The following is a 17,610-nucleotide window of genomic DNA, read 5'->3' as shown; positions in this document are numbered from 1 at the left end:
TCAGCGGCAAGGATCAGGCAGGTGTAGAATGTCGGGTGTTTTTATCCGCACTATTCCCACCGGAGCCTTTACTCGATGACCGATCCGAAGCTTTCCAACGGACGCCGCCTTTCCCCCATTGCCTCGTTCATTTTCATGTCCCGCTGGCTGCAGCTGCCGCTGTACTTGGGCCTGATCCTTGCGCAATGCGTCTATGTGTTCCACTTCTGGGTCGAGTTGAAGGATCTGATCGGTGCCGCGCTGGGCAACGAAGCCTCGCTGCAGCACATCATCGCCGCCGTGACCGTGCCGAACGCGCCGCCGCCCACCAAGCTCAATGAAACGACCATCATGCTGGTGGTGCTGGGCCTGATCGACGTGGTCATGATCTCGAACCTCTTGATCATGGTGATCGTGGGCGGTTATGAAACCTTCGTCTCGCGCATGGGCCTGCAGGATCACCCGGACCAGCCGGAATGGCTGTCGCACGTGAATGCCTCGGTGCTCAAGACGAAGCTGGCCACGGCGATCATCGGCATCTCGTCGATCCACCTGCTGAAAACCTTCATCAACGCCCAGGTGTACGACGCCAAGACGCTGATGGCGCAAACGCTTATCCACATTGCATTCCTGCTGTCCGCCATTGCGATCGCCTATACCGACCGCTTGATGACCGGCACGCAAAACGGTTCAAAGAATCACTAATCCAGCCAACCGCAAGAGAACAGTCATGACCATCATCAAGCAAGAAGACCTGATCGAATCCGTGGCCGCAGCGCTGCAGTACATCAGCTATTACCACCCTGCCGATTACATCCAGCACCTGGGCCGCGCCTACGAGTCGGAGCAGAGCCCGGCCGCCAAGGACGCGATCGCGCAGATCCTGACCAACTCGCGCATGTGCGCGGAGGGCAAGCGGCCGATCTGCCAGGATACCGGCATGGTCAACGTGTTCCTGAAGATCGGCATGGGCGTTCGCTTCGAGGGCTTTACTGGTACCGTTACCGACGCCGTGAACGAAGGCGTGCGCCGCGCGTACAACTTCGCGGACAACAAGCTGCGCGCATCGATCGTGGCCGACCCGCACTTCGAGCGCAAGAACACCAAGGACAACACCCCGGCCGTGGTGCACATGGAACTGGTGGAAGGCAATACCGTCGACGTGGGCGTGGCTGCCAAAGGCGGCGGTTCCGAGAACAAGACCAAGTTCGTGATGCTGAACCCTTCCGACTCGCTGGTGGACTGGGTACTGAAAACCGTGCCGCTGATGGGCGCCGGCTGGTGCCCGCCGGGCATGCTGGGCATCGGCATCGGCGGCAGCGCCGAGAAGGCCATGCTGCTGGCGAAAGAGTCGCTGATGGAAGACATCGACATGTTCGAGCTGAAGAAGCGCGGCCCGCAGAACAAGGTCGAAGAGCTGCGCATCGAACTGTGCGACAAGATCAATGCGCTGGGCATCGGCGCGCAGGGCCTGGGCGGCCTGACGACCGTGCTGGACGTGAAGATCAACATGTACCCGACGCACGCGGCATCGAAGCCTGTCGCCATGATCCCGAACTGTGCCGCCACGCGCCACGCGCACTTCGTGCTCGATGGTTCCGGCCCGGCCTACATCGAACCGCCGAAGCTGTCCGACTGGCCGAGCGTGTCGTGGGCACCGGATACCGAGAAGTCCAAGCGCGTGGATTTGAACACGCTGACGAAGGAAGAAGTGGCTTCGTGGAAGCCGGGCCAGACCCTGCTCCTGAACGGCAAGATGCTGACCGGCCGCGATGCCGCGCACAAGCGCATCCAGGACATGCTGGCCAAGGGCGAGCCGCTGCCGGTGGACTTTACCAACCGCGTGATCTACTACGTGGGCCCGGTGGATCCGGTGGGCGACGAAGTCGTGGGCCCGGCCGGCCCGACCACGGCAACGCGCATGGACAAGTTCACCGACATGATGCTGGAGAAGACCGGCCTGATCTCGATGGTGGGCAAGGCCGAGCGCGGCCCGGTCGCCATCGAATCGATCCAGCGCCACCAGTCGGCTTACCTGATGGCCGTGGGCGGTGCCGCTTACCTGGTGTCGAAGGCGATCAAGAACGCCCGCGTGGTGGGCTTCGAGGACCTGGGCATGGAAGCGATCTACGAGTTCGACGTGGTCGACATGCCGGTGACCGTGGCCGTCGATTCCACCGGTACTTCGGTGCACCAGACCGGGCCGAAGGAGTGGGCTGTCAAGATCGAGAACCTGAAGGCGGAAGGCGCGCTGGCCTGATCGTTGGCTAACGCCTCCTGGTGTCGAACACCTTTTCCGGGGCTTCATCCGGAAAAGGTGTGCGACACCGGTTTTCCTCTCCGAAACCTGCATTGATGCCGGATGTCGAGAGAGCGCCGGAGTTGCAGGGGTCTGTCCCCGGTAAGTGTTAGCAATGGCGCTTACTACCGGCGTGCCGAGGGGACTGACCCCGGTTTTTTGCTGGTGCCGTAGTAACGCTTGCAAAAAACCGGGGTCAGTCCCCTCGATCAAAGCACATGGCTACGTTCGATGCCAACAACTGGTGGGGACAGACCCCAGCAGCTCGAACACCTCCTCTGCATCATCCTTCCCAACGCCCTTCCCTGATTCCAGGAGCCCGCGATGACCCACCCCACCCTCCCCGTCAATGCCGAATCCCCGATCGGCATCTTCGATTCCGGCGTGGGCGGTCTCTCGGTACTGCGCCACGTGCACGCGCAGCTGCCGCATGAGCACCTGATCTATTTCGCCGATTCCGGTTACGCGCCTTATGGTGACCGCGAAGAGGGATGGGTCATCGAGCGCTCGCTCGCGGTGGCCGCATTCCTGTTCGGGCAAGGCGTCAAGGCGCTGGTGGTGGCCTGCAATACCGCCACCGTTGCCGCCATCAAGGCCATTCGCACGCAGTGGCCGGGCGTGCCGATCGTGGGCGTGGAACCGGGCCTGAAGCCGGGCGCCGCGGCCACCAGGTCCGGCAAGGTCGGCGTGCTGGCCACGGACCGCACGCTGCACAGCGAAAAATTCCTCACCCTGCGCGACCAGGTCACCGCCGCCACGCAGGCCGAGTTCCTGCTGCAGCCCTGCATCGGCCTCGTCGACCAGATCGAACTGGGCCAACTGGGTTCGGCGGGCACGATGGCGCTGCTGGAACAATATGTGGTGCCGCTGCTCGATCGCGGCGCCGACACGCTGGTGCTGGGGTGCACCCATTATCCGTTCGTCGAACAGGCGATCCGCAACGTGGTGGCACAGCACACCAGCCACGATCCCGATGCGCCGGTCGCGTTGATCGACACCGGCGACGCCGTCGCCCGCCAGCTCGCCCGCCTGCTCGAAGGCGCCGGCCTGCTGCGCCCCGCCGGTGTCGCCCACCTGCGTGGCTACACCACCGCCAACCCCGCCATCCTCGCCGAAGCCTTCCGCGCCCTTCTCTCGCTCACGCCGCAGGTCGATGCCGTCGTCGTTGCCTGAAAAACAGGGGTCAGACCCCTGTTTCCAAGAAATTTCCGCAAAACAGGGGTCTGACCCCTGTTTTGAGGAAATTTTGCAAAAATAGGGGTTTGCCAGATGCCAATCGGCCTTGTATAATGCGGCCTCTGTTGCGCTACTGGCGAAACAGAAAACGTAGTTCAGTGGTGGCTGTAGCTCAGTTGGTAGAGTCCAGGATTGTGATTCCTGTTGTCGTGGGTTCGAGCCCCATCAGCCACCCCACCGAATTCAATGAAAAAGGTCACCTGCTCCGGCATGTGGCCTTTTTTGTTTTCCGGAGCACCGATGCAGATCACCGAACAAACCCTCACCCGCGCGGACGTGGAAAGCGCCCTCGCCCAAGGCACCCAGCGATTCGAACAATGCGATCTGGATGGCGCCGACCTGTCGCGGCTCGACCTGCGCGGCGCCAGCTTCGTGAATTGCAGCGTGGCTGAAACGTCGTTCTATGCCGCCAGGCTGATGCACTCCACGTGGCAACGCTGCCGTGGCCGCCAGGCGGACTTCGAGTCGGCGGACCTGACCGATGCGCGGTTCCACGGCTGCGACCTGAACAACAGTAGCTGGCGCCGGGCGCGGCTGGCGTCGGCGCTATTGAAGGGGTGCAAGCTGACGGGGGCGAATTTCGAGGAAGCGGCGCATTTGGCCCTGGCATTCGAGGATTGCCTGCTGGTCGGTGCCGACCTGCGCCGCATGTCGTTCCGCAAGGCGACGCTGGAACAGCTCGATTTCGCCGATGCCGACCTGGCCGGCTGCGATTTCCGTGACGCGGTCTTCCATGGCGGCAGCCTGCGCAACGCGAACCTGAAAGGCGCGCGCTTCGACAACGCGGACTTGCGCGAGGCGGACCTGGGCGGGCTGAAGCTGGCGGACGTCAAGCTGTTCCAGGGCGCGCTCATCTCTACGCGGCAAGCGGCCGAAGTGCTGGCGGAAATGGGCTTGCGTATAGGTTGAGCACGTACCGTGGGGTATTTCATACACGACAAACGAAATTCCGTAGCAGTCTCGAACAAACACTGGATTTATTGCGCAATATCAATAATCATTTCCTGAAGCAATATTAAAGATAGTTGTCTATCCCTTCCGCTTCCGGAGATATCAAAATGATTACGCGAAAAAGCAGCACTCTGCCGTTCTTCATGGAATTAGTAGCGTATGAAAGGGCTCTCGGCACGCGCATCGGGAAAGCATGGCAGTGCGTATGGGAAGGGCTGGCCGGCAAACCGGTCCTGGCGGCTGGTCAGTCCGCGCACGCAGCCGTATCGGTGCACGCCAGTCAGGCACAGGCTGCGCCCCGTGAAATCTTCTGTGTGAGCGAGCAGGAAGCAGTCGAGTTGGCCGGGAGAATGACCGCGCAGGGTTATGCCGCGGAAATACAATATGACACCTATGACTTCTCCTGGTCTGTGGAAGTCAGCGCGGCGGTATCAAAGTCCTGAGAACCCGTAGCGAAGCGACAACTACGACCGGGGCGTCGGGACAAAGCGTTGCACACTGGGACGATAGAGAAAATATACTTCCTTAAGTTGCACTAAGGAATTTATTTGCCGCTACAATATAGGTATTCCCTTATACTAATAGGCACGACATGTCCGCCAGCCCCGCCCTGAAAGAATTCTCCACTTATAGCAAGGACACCCCCACCGAGCGCCCGGGCATCGATGGTCGCGCGGGTGTGTTCGTTCCCAGCGACTGCCTGGACTTGGATGGCGGGCCAATCCGCAAGGGCGCCGGTATCGTCGGCTTCGGCAATCCGGATGGCACGCTGACCGTGTATTTCGAAGCCAACCGCTTCGATGAAGCCAGCCTGCACAAGTGGGAAAACAAGGTACGCAAGGCCTACGACCGTCTGGTGATGGTAGCGCCAACAGTTTCGAAAGGGAAAATGAACGCCAGCACGCTGGAACTGGTGGGTTACATCGACGGCAGCGGCCTGCACCTGAAGCAGCCGGAAAGCGTCACCGAGTGGCTGACGATCTCCAACGCCCTCGACACCGCGCCCGAGTCAAACATCATCACGTTCGGCCGACGCTAAAAGCCGCCGTCCGTGCGGCCGAACTCGGCAGCAGAAACAAAAAATGCGCAGGCCGGACTGCCTGCGCATTTTCACGAGCCTTCCTCCTACAACTCGCCCAACCTTTTACCGATGACGCCGGAGCCCCGCCCCCTTAAGATGACCTTAAGTCAAAAGGAGCACATCATGGCACGGCACATTCCACTTACTTTCAGCACCATCCTGCTCGGCCTGGTCGGCGCATCCACCTATCTGCTGTGCTCCACCGACATGCTCCACAACGCCACGTTCTTCCTGCTGCATTAACCACAGCAGCATCAACGCCGGCCGCGACCCCAGCCGCGGCCGTGATGGCCACGCCCCCAGCCGCCCGAACGGTGGCTCCATACGAAGTCCAGCCCGATCGAAACGGGCGGATACCAGTATCCCGGCCCGTAGGCCGGTGCCGGCGAATAGACGGGTGGCGCCACATACACAGGTTGCGGCACATAGGTCACCGTGGGCCCTACGGGCAGCGGCTCGGTGGTATAGGTGACGGTCGAACCGGCACGGGCCGCGGTGCCCGGTGCCACCGGCGTTACCGAAACGGTGCGCCACTGGTAGGGATCGACAGGCTGCGCCGCATAGTAGGGTCCCGGCACGGCACAACCGGCCAGCGCGGCTGCCACGAGGGGCAGAATCAACAAGTTTTTCATCGTAAATCTCCTTCCCAATAGAGAACTATAGGGAATTTCCGGCGTGCGCGCCGCGGATTTACATACCGTTACAGCGCCAAACATCACCGCAACATCGCGCTGAATCATGCGACGAATTTGTCGACGAATATGCCGTGATTGCCAGCACATCGAGCCGTTGAACAGTCGCGCGGCGCGCACCGCGCGGCCCTGCATCAGTAACTTTTTGACTCAGTGACTGCGTGCCTGCTTCTTCCCGCCGCCGGCGCCTTCCTTGCTGCCGGCCTTGGTGTGGCTTGCCGCTTCCTTGCCCTGCTTCGCCTTCTTGTTCGAAGGCGTGGATTCTGCTTCGGCCTGGGTGGCGGACTGCTTGTTCTGACTACCTGTAGATTTCGATTGCGCCATCAGTTTCCTCCATCGGTTGATAAGGCAAATCAAATATACGGTATGTCGCAATCATCGAGCGCACGGCCGTTTTTATCGAGCCGCTGGGCGCAGATTTCGAATTTGACACCGTGCTCGAACTCGAGCCGGTGCACTTTCCCGTAGGGCAGCGCCACGCCCTGCTGCACCACCTTGCGGTATTGCAGCGCCGGCACATCCGTGGGGATCGCCATCGACGTATGGAAGTTGCGGCGCCGGTCCTGCTGGCGCCGGTGCACATCCACCACCACGGCCAGGTCCAGCGCCACGCCGCCCGACACGTAGTCGTAGCGCGTGATATTGCGCGACGTGCTCAGCACGCCCCAGGCGCAGGGCGTGGCCCCTTCCCTGCAACTCTTGATTTGCGCCAGCGGGAAGATTTCCTCGTGGCCGGCCAGCTGCGCCAATGGCCAGGTGGTGCGCACACCGTCGCGCTTGCCGGACAGCGGGTTCGTCCACGTAATGGCATTAATGACCGATACGGTCTGGCCCGCGCGCACCGGATCGTTCTGGTTACGCATCATGGAGCAGCCGGACAGCAGCGTGAAACACATCAGGGACAGGCAAAGCGGTGTTTTCATGTCGATCAACGGTCGAAGGATACCGGCAGATTAACAGATGTGCGCAAAAGCAAACAGGCATGCACGCCCGCCGAAAAAAAAGCCGGCATGCGCCGGCTTAAGGAGGTAAAGCAAAGTACAGCAGAAAGCGTTGAAATACGGCGTTGAAAATCGTGGAAATCAGTCCAGCTTCCAGGCGTAGTCGACCTTGGTCCAGGTCTCGGCCGGCGAACCGTCCTTCGAGCCCGGCTTGAACTTGCAGGCGGACAGCGACTTGATCGCGGCCTTGTCCAGGTTCTTGAAGCCGCTCGACTTCTCCACCTTCGAATCCTTCACATCGCCACCGGACGACACGAGGAAGGCCATCGACACCGTGCCCTGCTCCTCGTTCATCAGCGAAGCCTTCGGATAATCGGCCTTGCAGTTCTTGCTGTCGAAAGAAGCCGGCACTTCCGCGGCGGACGCGACACCAGCGAAGAGCACAGCGGCCAGGCTACCCATGAAACGCTTGTTCATCTGATTCCCCTTTTCGTTATCAGCTATGTGTTGTGATTACAGCGCCCAGACGTAATCGACCTTGGCCCAGGTTTGCGCCGCGGCGCCGTCTTTCTTGCCCGGCGTGAACTTGCATGCGGTCAGCGCCTTCAGGGCAGCCTTGTCCAGGTTCTTGAAGCCGCTGGATTTTTCGATCTTCGACTCCACCACATCGCCGCCCGGCGATACCAGGAAGGCCATCGACACGGCGCCCTGCTCTTCGTTCAGCAGCGAGGCTTTCGGGTATTCGGCCTTGCACTTGCGGGCATCGACGGAGGCCGGCACTTCGGCGGCAAACGCGGTGCCTGCAACGATGGTGGCGGCGAAGGTGGCGATAAAGGCGGAGATCAGGTGCTTGTTCATGTTCTTATTTCCAGAAAGATTATTGGTGAATGTTGTTTGCGACGTTACTTGTTCTAGTACTGCTTAGAATTCTTCCCACTCGTCCGCGCCGGCCGTGGCAACCACGGCTTTCTTCGGCTTGGACGGTGCGGCTGGCGCTGCCGGTGCTGCGATGGCCTTGCGGGCCGGGGCAGCCTTCGCCACCGGTTTTACGCTGGCGGTCGTCGGCACGGTCTTCGCGGCGATGGCCACGGCTTCGATCACGGCGCGTTCTTCGCCCGCTTCCAGCTTGAAGATCGATACCACGCGGGCCAGTTCGCCAGCCTGGTCCTGCAGGCTTTGCGCGGCGGCGGCCGCTTCTTCCACCAGCGCGGCGTTCTGCTGGGTCATGCTGTCCATCTCGATGATCGACTGGTTCACCTGTTCGATGCCGGCGCTCTGTTCCTGGCTGGCGTTGGCGATCTCGCCCATGATGTCGGTAACGCGGCGCACGGAGGCCACCACTTCGTCCATCGTCACGCCGGCCTGGCCCACCAGCTTCGAACCGCGCTCCACCTTCTCCACGGAGTCGCCGATCAGCGCCTTGATTTCCTTAGCCGCGCCGGCCGAACGCTGCGCCAGGTTGCGCACTTCGGAAGCCACGACCGCGAAGCCGCGGCCCTGCTCGCCGGCACGGGCCGCCTCGACGGCGGCGTTCAGCGCCAGGATGTTGGTCTGGAAGGCGATGCCATCGATCACGCCGATGATGTCGACGATCTTGTTGGCCGATGCGTTGATCGAGCTCATCGTGTCCACCACCTGCGACACCACGGCGCCACCCTTGCGGGCCACGTCCGATGCGCTGGCGGCCAACTGGTTGGCTTCACGGGCGTTATCGGCGTTCTGCTTCACGGTGGAAGTCAGCTCTTCCATCGCGGAAGCGGTCTTTTCCAGCGACGATGCCTGCATTTCGGTGCGGGACGACAGGTCGATATTGCCGGCGGCGATTTCACGCGAGGCGGTGCCGATCGTTTCGGTGCCCACACGCACCTGGCTGACGATGTCCACCAGGCTGTCGCGCATGTCCTTCATTTCCGACAGCAGGCTGTCCTTTGCGGCGGTCGACGTGTCGATCGAAACAGACAGGTCGCCCTTGGCGATGCTGCCGGCGATCGACGCCGTGTAATCCGGCTCGCCGCCCAGCTGCTTCAGCAGGCCGCGGGTAATGGCGATCGCGGCAGCCACGGACAGGAACACGGCGAGCACGCCCATGCCGATCATGAAATTGCGGGCGCTTGCAAAGCCTTCCTTGGCATCGATGGCCGACTGCTTGTTGACCTTGTCTTCCAGCGCGCCCAGCTGGTCCAGCGCTTCCATCCATTTCTTTTGCGCGGGACGGATTTCCTTGATCAGCACGCGGGTGGCGCTCATGGCATCGTTTGCGAGCCAGAACTGCGAAGCGCGTTCGATGGCGGGCATGGCCGCGGCTTCATGTTCCTTGATGGCCGCCAGCAGTTTCTTTTCTTCCGGCGATGCTTCGGCTGCGAATTTGGCTTCCAGCTTCTGCAGGTCGGCCTGGTATTTCGCGTTCTGTTCCTTGATGCGGGCGAATTCCGGTTCCATGTCGGCCGGGTCGGACATCAAGGTCAGCACGCGCAGCGAACCGATGCGGTCGGCCACGTTGTTGCGCATGTCGATCACGAGCCGGGTAACGACGTTGTTGACGCTGACAACATGGTCGAGGCGATCCTGGATCTGGGCCAGGCGGAAAATGCCCACCGCCGTGACGGCAATCAGGAAAGCCAGTACCAGTGCGAAACCGAGCGCCAGACGGCTGCCCACCTTCATTTTGCTTAAGTTCATTTCGGCTCTAAATTGTTAGTGGTTATTTTTAAGCGGTGTTGTAAAGCGATCCTGCCCAGCAAAACCTTTGCGATGCCAGCCTGTTGCCTGAACCAGGGACCTCCGACCCGGGTTCATGACTGCGCATGCAAAACAGGAGGAACGAGAACGCGGAACTGCCCTGGTTTCCGTTCAATCACACGTACTGAAGAATCAGTAACGTGTGTCCATACGGAAAGTATAGTTCTGCGAATTGCTTAGGGGCAAGCGAATTCCTACGCAGAAATGCGTAATGAGGGATTTCTATGGGGAAATTACGACAGATCGAAAAAAATGGCCGGAGAACCGGCCAGTTTCTTCTATTTATGAACTAAAACAGTGCGTTTGCAGCGATAACTGCACCGAAAACGCCACACTCGGCCGTTTTGGTGCGGGGCGAGCGATAGCGTTCGTTCAACGCCGGAACGCTTCCAGCAGCAATGCCGGATCGCCAGCGGCGAGCCGCTTCGAATCGGACAGCGTTTGCCGGAACTGTTTTGCACCCGGCAAACCCTGCATCAGGCCCAGCATGTGGCGCGTGATCGTGTTCAGCTTCAGCCCGCGGCCGCCCTCCTTCGCCAACTGGGCGGCAATGTACGGCATCATCGCGCGCAGCACTTCCTCGCGGTTCTTCACCGGCGCGTCGTCACCGTAATACTTGCTGTCGAACGTGGCCATCAGGTAAGGGTTGTGATACGCCTCGCGGCCCAGCATCACGCCATCCACGTGCTTCAGGTGCTCATCGATCTCTGCCTCCGTCTTGATGCCGCCGTTGATCAGGATCTCGAACTGCGGGAAATCCTTCTTCAGGCGGTACGCATAGTCATACTTCAGCGGCGGGATCTCGCGGTTTTCCTTCGGCGACAGGCCTTTCAGGATCGCGTTGCGCGCATGCACGACGAACGTGGTGCAGCCCGCATCGGCCACCGTGCCGACGAAGTCGCGCACGAAATCATAGCTTTCCGTTTCGTTGATGCCGATGCGGTGCTTGACGGTCACGTCGATCGACACCGCATCGCGCATCGCCTTCACGCAGTCGCGCACCAGCTCCGGCTCGGCCATCAGGCAGGCGCCGAACGCCCCTTTCTGCACGCGCTCCGACGGGCAGCCGCAATTGAGGTTGATCTCGTCATATCCCCACTTTTCACCCAGCCTGGCCGACGTTGCCAGGTCTTTCGGATCGCTGCCGCCCAGTTGCAGCGCCACCGGGTGCTCTTCCTCGTTGAAGCGCAGGTGGCGTTCCACGTCGCCATAGACGAGCGCGCCCGTAGTGACCATTTCCGTGTAGAGCCAGGTGTGCTTCGTGATGTGGCGGTGGAAGACGCGGCAGTGGCGGTCGGTCCAGTCCATCATGGGGGCTACAGATATGCGCCTACCCTTGTAAGTTTCTGATTTCATTACTATTTTGCGATTTTTAGCGGGTTTTCAGGGCAGCCATTTTTGATGTAATTTGCCCGTTTTTTTGGTATTTTGCGGGCTCACTACATCAAATTTACATCAGCATGGCGTCAAGACAGAAGCGCGGGACAGCGTGGTTGCCCAAGTACGACGTACCGGCCACAAGTCGGTAAGCAAGTCGTTTCCTACGAAAGGCATGGCTTCGGAGTGGGCCTGGAAGATCGAGTCGGAAATGGACGCTAGCGAGTATCGGGATAATCGAAGCCTCAATTCTATTACAATCGGCACTCTCATCGACCGTTACACTGTGGAGATAGGAGCGATCCGGCCGTTTGGCAAGAACAAGGCTGCGGTTCTGAAACCGCTGCGATCTTCCTTGGACAACGTGCCGCTGTCTGGCCTGACGTCCGATCGACTGACTGAACACGTCAATGCCCGGCGGGCTACCGGCGGTAGCGCCTGCGATGTCGAGCACCTGCGTTGGGTAGGTGTTCTTGCCGATCGTGCGAGTGCCCTTGCTGGCGGTGACGGCCAACGTACCCGTCTGCCAGCGCGTTGCGGTCCATCCATCGCAACCTGACCGGTCGTATTCGTGCCGAGCGTGCCCGCCGCCCCTGCCAAAAAGCCGTTGTTGATCAGGTTGCTTGAGGGGTTCAGAGCTGCATCGAACAAGCCGGCGCGGCTCCACTGCAGCGCCGCTACAGCCAGCAGCAGCGGTTCGACCACAGGAACGAGCGAACGCCCCAAGATGAAGCCGCCACGCAGGGCTGCATACAGGCCGTCGCCGAGCAGCGCAGTACGTGCGCCACCGGGCACCGTGATGCCTTTGTCCAGCCGATAGCCCAGATCATCCCTGTGATCCGTCATTTCAAGCGTCGGATCTGCCATCAGGACACCCGCCTTGCTGTGCGCCATCTGACGCACGACCGTGGCCTGACGTTGCAGGCGCTTCTGGTCCGTGTCCGTGATAGCCACGTTGGTGCCCGACCCGTACCAGCGCGGCAGGATGGGAATCACGATCGGCGTGACGCCGGCCGCCAGCAGTAAATCGCAGATGGCGGCGATGTTGCCCGCCACCTGCTCAGCCGTCACAGCATTCGACAGGTCGTTCGTGCCGCCATGCACCACGCACATGCGAGCGTTCAATGTCAGCATCTTCGGGATTTCGTCGGGGGTGCGGGCCAGGATGTGGGCGGTCGTCTGGCCACCAATACTGAAATTCAAACTACCGTCGAAAAACACGCGGCCACCGGTCAGGATCGACAACCGGTCATGTAGCCGTTGGAACGCAGATCTTCGGTGGCACCCGTGGCGTTCTGCGCGGTGATCGAGTCACCAGCGCAGCGACAGCCATCGTGCCCCGAGGTGCAACGCCGCCGCCCAATGACAGAGCTTGCGCATTGGGGCCGCCCACCACACCGACCGAACGTCCAGTTGGATCGATTTCGACCAATACGGGGTATCGCTGATTCGGCACCACCGGCTCGATGTACGCCACCCCGCCGGTAAGGTCCGAGGTGGCCAGCTTGGCGGCGAGCAGCCCAGCCTCGGTCGCGGCATCCAGCGTGACGTTGGTGTTTGCGTTGTATTTGCCGTGCTTGGCGAGCAGTCGAATGGTCATGCCGATGTCCTTTTCATGGATTCTTGGTGGGCGGTTTCAATGCGGTTGCGCATCCAGTTGTCGAAGCCGATCGCTTCCACGTGCTTCCAATCCCGGCGCAGCTCAACGCGGCCGGTCAATATCTTCGTCACCAGCTGGTCGCCGTCCGCAATCAAGTTGCCTGCCGGTCTCGCGCATACACAGCGATCTGGCCGCGCTCTTCATCAGCATGAGTGACGTCTCTCATTGGCTGACCGTCAAGGGGGACGCAGCAGCGCAGCCACTCCGGCTTGTAGTCCGGGTGGCCTGGGTATGCGGTTAGGCGCATTGCTTCCTCAGGTATCGATGTCGTTCAGGTTGCCGCGGCGGTCTGGCCGGCGCGCTTGGGGGATCAGGTCCCAGCCAAGCTGACAGCGAATCTCGTCAGGCGTGGGCGGCGGGTCGCGCGACCAAGTGTGGCGCTCCATGTACTTGCGGGCCGATTCCTTCGCGTTACGCATGCTCAAAATGGGATTGTAATTAAGAGTCAAAGTCCAAGAAATTACCAAGTCTCAAGGAAAATGTGACAATTTGTGAGATTTTGAATGGTTGTAAAGTTGTACACTGTTACGTTATTTTTCCCAACCACAATTATAGGATATTAATTTTGAGAAATATTTCTCTTCGATTTTTGATGACTAGTTTAACTTTGGCAGTGATCAGCCCGATAGTTTGCGCTGAGACTACCGGATATATCTCTGCCAAAATACCTACAATTTCCTTGGCTGACTTAAATACCTCTGACGAATATTTACCAATGTCTGTGGATTTGTCGCGCAGCACAATTTTTTATCACGTTAGGCTTGGGAAGTACTACAGTGGCCCTGGGATTGAGGAATTTGAATCTTTCAGCGCAGGCGAGAAAACCAAAAACATTGATATGGGTTATGGAACGGCATCCTGGCAAATAAATAGCCCACAGGACTTGAGTATAAAAGTGTCTTTAAAAGGCGACGGAGGGGGGCGAGCTGGCGCAGTTGTTACGGTGCCAGTAATAGTAATGCCATATACAAGTATCAGCTTCACAGCCGTGTCTACTCTTAACGTTAGCGTCGCCCCCTCTACCGAGTCAACTGGGTGGTCCCTTTTTTCTGCCGCCCTGTTTTACCCTGATGGAAATTATGCTAGCAATATTCCACCCTATGATTTTAAAATCGGTCATGGAAATTGGGACATGACCAGATCGTACACCTTTGTCAACGATACCGATGAGGCAGTCAACCTGAATTATCAAATGATCGCCTCTGTTGAAATCAACATAGCTCCAACCTTGGCAGTTCCTGAACCGGCCACTTATGCCATGCTGGTGGCCGGTCTTGGTTTGCTGGCCTTAACGCGCCGTCGCGCTACCCGTAAGGCCTGACGTTTCGTGCGGCACAACGAAAAAGCCCTGCGTCATCGCTGATCGCAGGGCTTCGAATATTGGTAGCGGCCGGCGCTGATCTCCAGCTTTCCGTCTGTGCCTTTTCAGGCCACACCTTCCTTCATGTGCGCACATGGACGGGTCAAGGACTAACGCGCATCAGCTTGCGCTTTCACCACGCAGGCCCGCTGACCTTTCGGCGCGGGCCTATTGCTGCAAGGGTGCGTTCAGCGACATCAACGGGGAGGAATCCACCGCCAAACGAAAAGAAGCCCGCGGTGTTCAAGCGCGGGCTTCTTGGAAAGCAACTGCAAGATTAAGCTTGTGACGACCTGGCTCTTCTGCGCGCGGCACCAGCAAGCGCGATCGCGCCGACGGATAACATCAGCCAAGCACTAGGCTCGGGCACCTCCGTAACAGGTTCGCGTCCTCCGTACGAAGTTAAGAAGTCAAATTTCAATGCAAGTTCGATATCAAAATCATTGTTATTAATTGCGGATAATGAGAAATCCTGGCTATTATCAATAAAACTTTGATCTATTCTAAGCACTGAGTTCTGTTGGAAATACTGCCCAATATGATCCACTGAAACATAATCCAAACTCGCAAATAGCTGCGAAGAGGCGCCCGACAGTTCGAAATCAGAGATTGTTGGCTTATATAGCAAGCTGAGGCCTCGACCACTTATCGTAAATGCACTGTTTGCTCGCAAGAGAACTCTCGCGTTCTGTTCGCCGCTCGCTGCAAGGCTATACTCTGTATCGTTGTCGCTAGCCTCAAAATCACCGTTAAAGGAAGATGTTAGACTCCCAAGTGTTCCATTACTTTGAACTCCGATCGAAGCCCCACGCTGTTCAAGCGACCTGTCAATTGGAACTGAGAATACTGGTTGCGCAATTACATTTCCTGCTAGTGTGTTAGCTCCATACTGAGTGATTACATAGCTTGCACTATAGCTATTAGTTCTTTGACTAATCACGAAACCAGCTTCTTGGCCGTCGTCTGGCGTCAGATCTTGTACGCTGTATGTGACGTCAGTGAACCCAACCCGACCAGAAACATCTGCCATCGCCGGTGCAGCTATCGAAAAGGCTACCGCCGCAGCGAATGTTGATTTCAATAAAAAATTCATTACTCCTCCCCGTTTATCGCAGAACGGCTGCGACCGGGTGGCTCTTTAATTGATGACAGATTGACCACCTCTTCAACTATATGGCACTCTTATCAGTCAAGCAAGTATAATAAAGAATAAAAAGCCCGCTGACCTTTCGGTGCGGGCTTTTGTATGCTCAGGGTTATCTACCAAGTGAGCGGACTACATAGACGAGCGACGGCATCCATGGTCGGGCGCTGTCGCAAGTCCCGGTTATCGGTGGCGCGCTGCCGCGCGGAGCTTCGATACGGCCCGGGCCGAGTGGCCATCCGCTATGCTCTGCAGCTCGCTCACCATGTTGAGCACATGCTCGCGGACGAATCGGGCGGACATCGCCAAGTCGGCCGAAGAGGCGCCGCTGAGTCAGTGAGCCAGCGAACGCTCGGCCACTGTGCGGTAGAGCTCTATCGCCGCTGCCGCATCCCAAGCGGTTCTCAGGCACCCATCGGCACGCGCGGCCCCGCTTCGTGACCTCGGCAGTCCAGACGCGCAACAGGCGCGCCACCTGCGCGACACCACTCTCCAGTGCAGTCAAGTCGCCCAGCAGCGCCTGGCGACAGTCCGCCTCTCGGTTCACGTCCTTCTTGCGAATAGCCTCAGCCAATTCCTTTTCGCCGTGCGTGCGCACTCAAGCGCCTTCACCATGTCCTGGGTTGTGGTGCCGGCGGAAGTGGCATTTTCGTTCTTCTTACAACCGCAGCAATCCTTGCAATCGGATACGGCTTAGTTAGTGGGCTACGATGGTTGCTAGTCAACTCTGGCCCTGCACTTTCCTCGGTGATAGCGAGATCGTCATCAACTGAGAAATTTTTCATGGCGCTAGGTCTTGGCATCGTTTCTTTTGGCCTCGGCTATGTGCTCTTCAAGTTACGGAAGAATGCCAGACATGTATCTTGAGATCGGAAGTGCATTCGCCTTTGCTATGGAACCGTGGTTAGGTCAACTATTCCATCGCAATTAACACTTCTTGCGGTCGCGCCAGGTGCAATCCATGTATTCGTGCGTGGATTGTCCGTCAGTCCATCATGGGGGCGACGGACAGGCGCCGACCGCGGTATGGATTCGATTCGGAGCCCGATTCGACGGAGGCTTCGTCGGCGGGCCGGTAACGGTGGTGTTCATCGCGGCGGAGGATTCAAACGGGACCGCACATTAAACAGGCAGCTGGCCGCTCAGGCCGGCACCACCTGCCGCAGCGTCGCCGGAACGATCCGGCGATGCACCGGCGCCACGAACACCATATACACGTGCCCGAGCAACCGGTGCACGTGCACCACGGTCGACACCACCACGCCGTCGCCGATGCGGCAGATCGAAACCCGCACATCCAGGTGCCGGTCCGAATCGCCGAGGATCACCTCGTCGTCCGCCAGGTGAACCAGCGAAAAAATCCCCACACGGTCGCCAACACGGTAACTGGCGGCAGGTTTGTCGCGGTCGAAGTCGCCCAGTTGACCGAGGTCTTTCAAGCCCAGCCGGGACACGATGCGATTGCGTAAGGTCATCAGGCGTTCGACCCAGCGCGGCGTGCGCGCCACCGTGGCCAGGTAGAGTTCGAGCGCCGTGCGCTCGTCGCCAGGCAGGTCCAGGTGATAGGCGTCATGGAAACTCGCGCTCGCGCTAGCGGCGTGCAATATGCTAGCAGCAGGTACCGTCGTTTTCGTGATGGAAGTCGTCATGGAACATGAGTTTAGCGGCATCTCCACTGTTGCAGAACAAGCGTCATAAGCGCATAGTTTGATACGTATCAAACCTTTTCATCTTGTCCTGTACATCACGCCTGATCGACTTATCATCAGCAACTCAGGAGGAGACGCCATGCAAGACAACGACCTGGTGACGTGTCGCAGGGTGAATTACATACAAGCCGCGATGGTGCAAGCGGCCATATCGATCCAGCAGGCGCATGGCATGGAAGCGGCGGTTGCCGTGCTGCGGGCTGAAAACCTTTCGCAGGCGGTCATCGATCGCGTGCTGTCATCCGGCGCCCGAAAGCGGCTTTGGCCCTACTCGGCGCTGGAAAGACCCGCATCGTTAATCACGAAAAACCAGGGTCAAAAGCCCATCAGCGCTGCCAACGGATAAGGTTGAACCGAGTGTGCGGTTGCGCAAGACCGAGGGGTATGTGGGTGCGTTGCAGTCCCATGCTGTCGATGCAGGTTTTCTTGCATGTATCTTGCG

Annotated in this window: 21 protein-coding genes and 1 tRNA gene; 9 read left to right on the top strand and 13 right to left on the bottom strand. The window is 59.1% G+C overall.

Annotated features, from left to right (window positions below; genetic code table 11):
• Window positions 1-75: 75 nt before the first annotated feature.
• The 7 genes from ACY65G_RS14245 (at window position 76) to ACY65G_RS14215 (ending at window position 5,504) form a co-directional block, all read left to right on the top strand.
• On the top strand, window positions 76-684 hold the full coding sequence (locus tag ACY65G_RS14245; protein WP_464998009.1) for a TIGR00645 family protein: 609 nt from the start codon (window positions 76-78) through the stop codon (window positions 682-684).
• A 25-nt stretch (window positions 685-709) separates the two neighbouring features.
• Window positions 710-2,239, top strand: a complete 1,530-nt coding sequence (locus ACY65G_RS14240; RefSeq protein WP_464998008.1) for a fumarate hydratase — start codon at window positions 710-712, stop codon at window positions 2,237-2,239.
• A gap of 363 nt (window positions 2,240-2,602) precedes the next feature.
• A complete protein-coding gene (murI, locus tag ACY65G_RS14235; protein ID WP_464998007.1) occupies window positions 2,603-3,451 on the top strand; it encodes a glutamate racemase in 849 nt (282 codons plus the stop codon).
• A 164-nt stretch (window positions 3,452-3,615) separates the two neighbouring features.
• A tRNA-His gene (locus tag ACY65G_RS14230) sits at window positions 3,616-3,691 on the top strand.
• 63 nt (window positions 3,692-3,754) lie between these two features.
• On the top strand, window positions 3,755-4,423 hold the full coding sequence (locus ACY65G_RS14225; protein WP_464998006.1) for a pentapeptide repeat-containing protein: 669 nt from the start codon (window positions 3,755-3,757) through the stop codon (window positions 4,421-4,423).
• Window positions 4,424-4,572: 149 nt separating this feature from the next.
• On the top strand, window positions 4,573-4,908 hold the full coding sequence (locus ACY65G_RS14220; protein ID WP_464998005.1) for a hypothetical protein: 336 nt from the start codon (window positions 4,573-4,575) through the stop codon (window positions 4,906-4,908).
• Window positions 4,909-5,057: 149 nt separating this feature from the next.
• Window positions 5,058-5,504 (top strand): hypothetical protein, encoded by a 447-nt coding sequence (locus tag ACY65G_RS14215; protein ID WP_464998004.1) that lies wholly within the window; start codon window positions 5,058-5,060, stop codon window positions 5,502-5,504.
• A 296-nt stretch (window positions 5,505-5,800) separates the two neighbouring features.
• Here the strand turns inward: ACY65G_RS14215 and ACY65G_RS14210 are convergent, their stop codons facing one another.
• From ACY65G_RS14210 to ACY65G_RS14160, 11 genes are all read right to left on the bottom strand, one after another.
• Complete coding sequence (locus ACY65G_RS14210) at window positions 5,801-6,178, bottom strand: hypothetical protein (protein ID WP_464998003.1); 378 nt, start codon at window positions 6,176-6,178, stop codon at window positions 5,801-5,803.
• 210 nt (window positions 6,179-6,388) lie between these two features.
• The gene (locus ACY65G_RS14205; RefSeq protein WP_464998002.1) at window positions 6,389-6,562 is read right to left on the bottom strand and encodes a hypothetical protein; all 174 of its coding nucleotides are present in this window, start codon (window positions 6,560-6,562) and stop codon (window positions 6,389-6,391) included.
• Window positions 6,563-6,591: 29 nt separating this feature from the next.
• Window positions 6,592-7,161 (bottom strand): hypothetical protein, encoded by a 570-nt coding sequence (locus ACY65G_RS14200; RefSeq protein ID WP_464998001.1) that lies wholly within the window; start codon window positions 7,159-7,161, stop codon window positions 6,592-6,594.
• A gap of 159 nt (window positions 7,162-7,320) precedes the next feature.
• Window positions 7,321-7,656: an energy transducer TonB gene (locus ACY65G_RS14195; protein ID WP_464998000.1), complete on the bottom strand. Its 336-nt coding sequence runs from the start codon at window positions 7,654-7,656 to the stop codon at window positions 7,321-7,323.
• Window positions 7,657-7,692: 36 nt separating this feature from the next.
• The gene (locus ACY65G_RS14190) at window positions 7,693-8,037 is read right to left on the bottom strand and encodes an energy transducer TonB (RefSeq protein WP_464997999.1); all 345 of its coding nucleotides are present in this window, start codon (window positions 8,035-8,037) and stop codon (window positions 7,693-7,695) included.
• Window positions 8,038-8,100: 63 nt separating this feature from the next.
• Entirely contained in the window at window positions 8,101-9,858 is a 1,758-nt protein-coding gene (locus tag ACY65G_RS14185) for a methyl-accepting chemotaxis protein (RefSeq protein WP_464997998.1), read from the bottom strand.
• Between the two features lie 432 nt (window positions 9,859-10,290).
• The gene (gene dusA / locus ACY65G_RS14180; protein WP_464997997.1) at window positions 10,291-11,274 is read right to left on the bottom strand and encodes a tRNA dihydrouridine(20/20a) synthase DusA; all 984 of its coding nucleotides are present in this window, start codon (window positions 11,272-11,274) and stop codon (window positions 10,291-10,293) included.
• A 300-nt stretch (window positions 11,275-11,574) separates the two neighbouring features.
• Entirely contained in the window at window positions 11,575-12,540 is a 966-nt protein-coding gene (locus tag ACY65G_RS14175; protein WP_464997996.1) for an SGNH/GDSL hydrolase family protein, read from the bottom strand.
• 4 nt (window positions 12,541-12,544) lie between these two features.
• The gene (locus ACY65G_RS14170) at window positions 12,545-12,895 is read right to left on the bottom strand and encodes a hypothetical protein (protein WP_464997995.1); all 351 of its coding nucleotides are present in this window, start codon (window positions 12,893-12,895) and stop codon (window positions 12,545-12,547) included.
• Window positions 12,892-13,050: a hypothetical protein gene (locus tag ACY65G_RS14165; RefSeq protein ID WP_464997994.1), complete on the bottom strand. Its 159-nt coding sequence runs from the start codon at window positions 13,048-13,050 to the stop codon at window positions 12,892-12,894. The genes ACY65G_RS14170 and ACY65G_RS14165 overlap by 4 nt, the downstream gene beginning before the upstream one ends.
• Window positions 13,051-13,209: 159 nt before the next feature.
• Complete coding sequence (locus ACY65G_RS14160; protein ID WP_464997993.1) at window positions 13,210-13,380, bottom strand: hypothetical protein; 171 nt, start codon at window positions 13,378-13,380, stop codon at window positions 13,210-13,212.
• 140 nt (window positions 13,381-13,520) lie between these two features.
• Here ACY65G_RS14160 and ACY65G_RS14155 point away from each other — a divergent pair, with 140 nt between their 5' ends.
• Complete coding sequence (locus tag ACY65G_RS14155; protein ID WP_464997992.1) at window positions 13,521-14,276, top strand: PEP-CTERM sorting domain-containing protein; 756 nt, start codon at window positions 13,521-13,523, stop codon at window positions 14,274-14,276.
• 316 nt (window positions 14,277-14,592) lie between these two features.
• On the opposite strand, the gene ACY65G_RS14150 is transcribed toward ACY65G_RS14155, so the two are convergent.
• Complete coding sequence (locus tag ACY65G_RS14150; RefSeq protein WP_464997991.1) at window positions 14,593-15,408, bottom strand: PEP-CTERM sorting domain-containing protein; 816 nt, start codon at window positions 15,406-15,408, stop codon at window positions 14,593-14,595.
• Window positions 15,409-16,601: 1,193 nt separating this feature from the next.
• Window positions 16,602-17,063, bottom strand: coding sequence for a DUF2867 domain-containing protein (locus ACY65G_RS14145; RefSeq protein WP_464997990.1), 462 nt, complete (start codon window positions 17,061-17,063; stop codon window positions 16,602-16,604).
• Between the two features lie 184 nt (window positions 17,064-17,247).
• Between ACY65G_RS14145 and ACY65G_RS14140 the strand changes: the two genes are divergently transcribed.
• Window positions 17,248-17,514 (top strand): hypothetical protein, encoded by a 267-nt coding sequence (locus ACY65G_RS14140; protein ID WP_464997989.1) that lies wholly within the window; start codon window positions 17,248-17,250, stop codon window positions 17,512-17,514.
• The last annotated feature ends 96 nt before the right edge of the window (window positions 17,515-17,610 follow it).

The organism is Pseudoduganella sp. jia 12, from assembly GCF_055502675.1.
The sequence above is the reverse complement of the archived record's forward strand: the minus strand, read 5'-3'. Positions and strand labels throughout refer to the sequence as shown.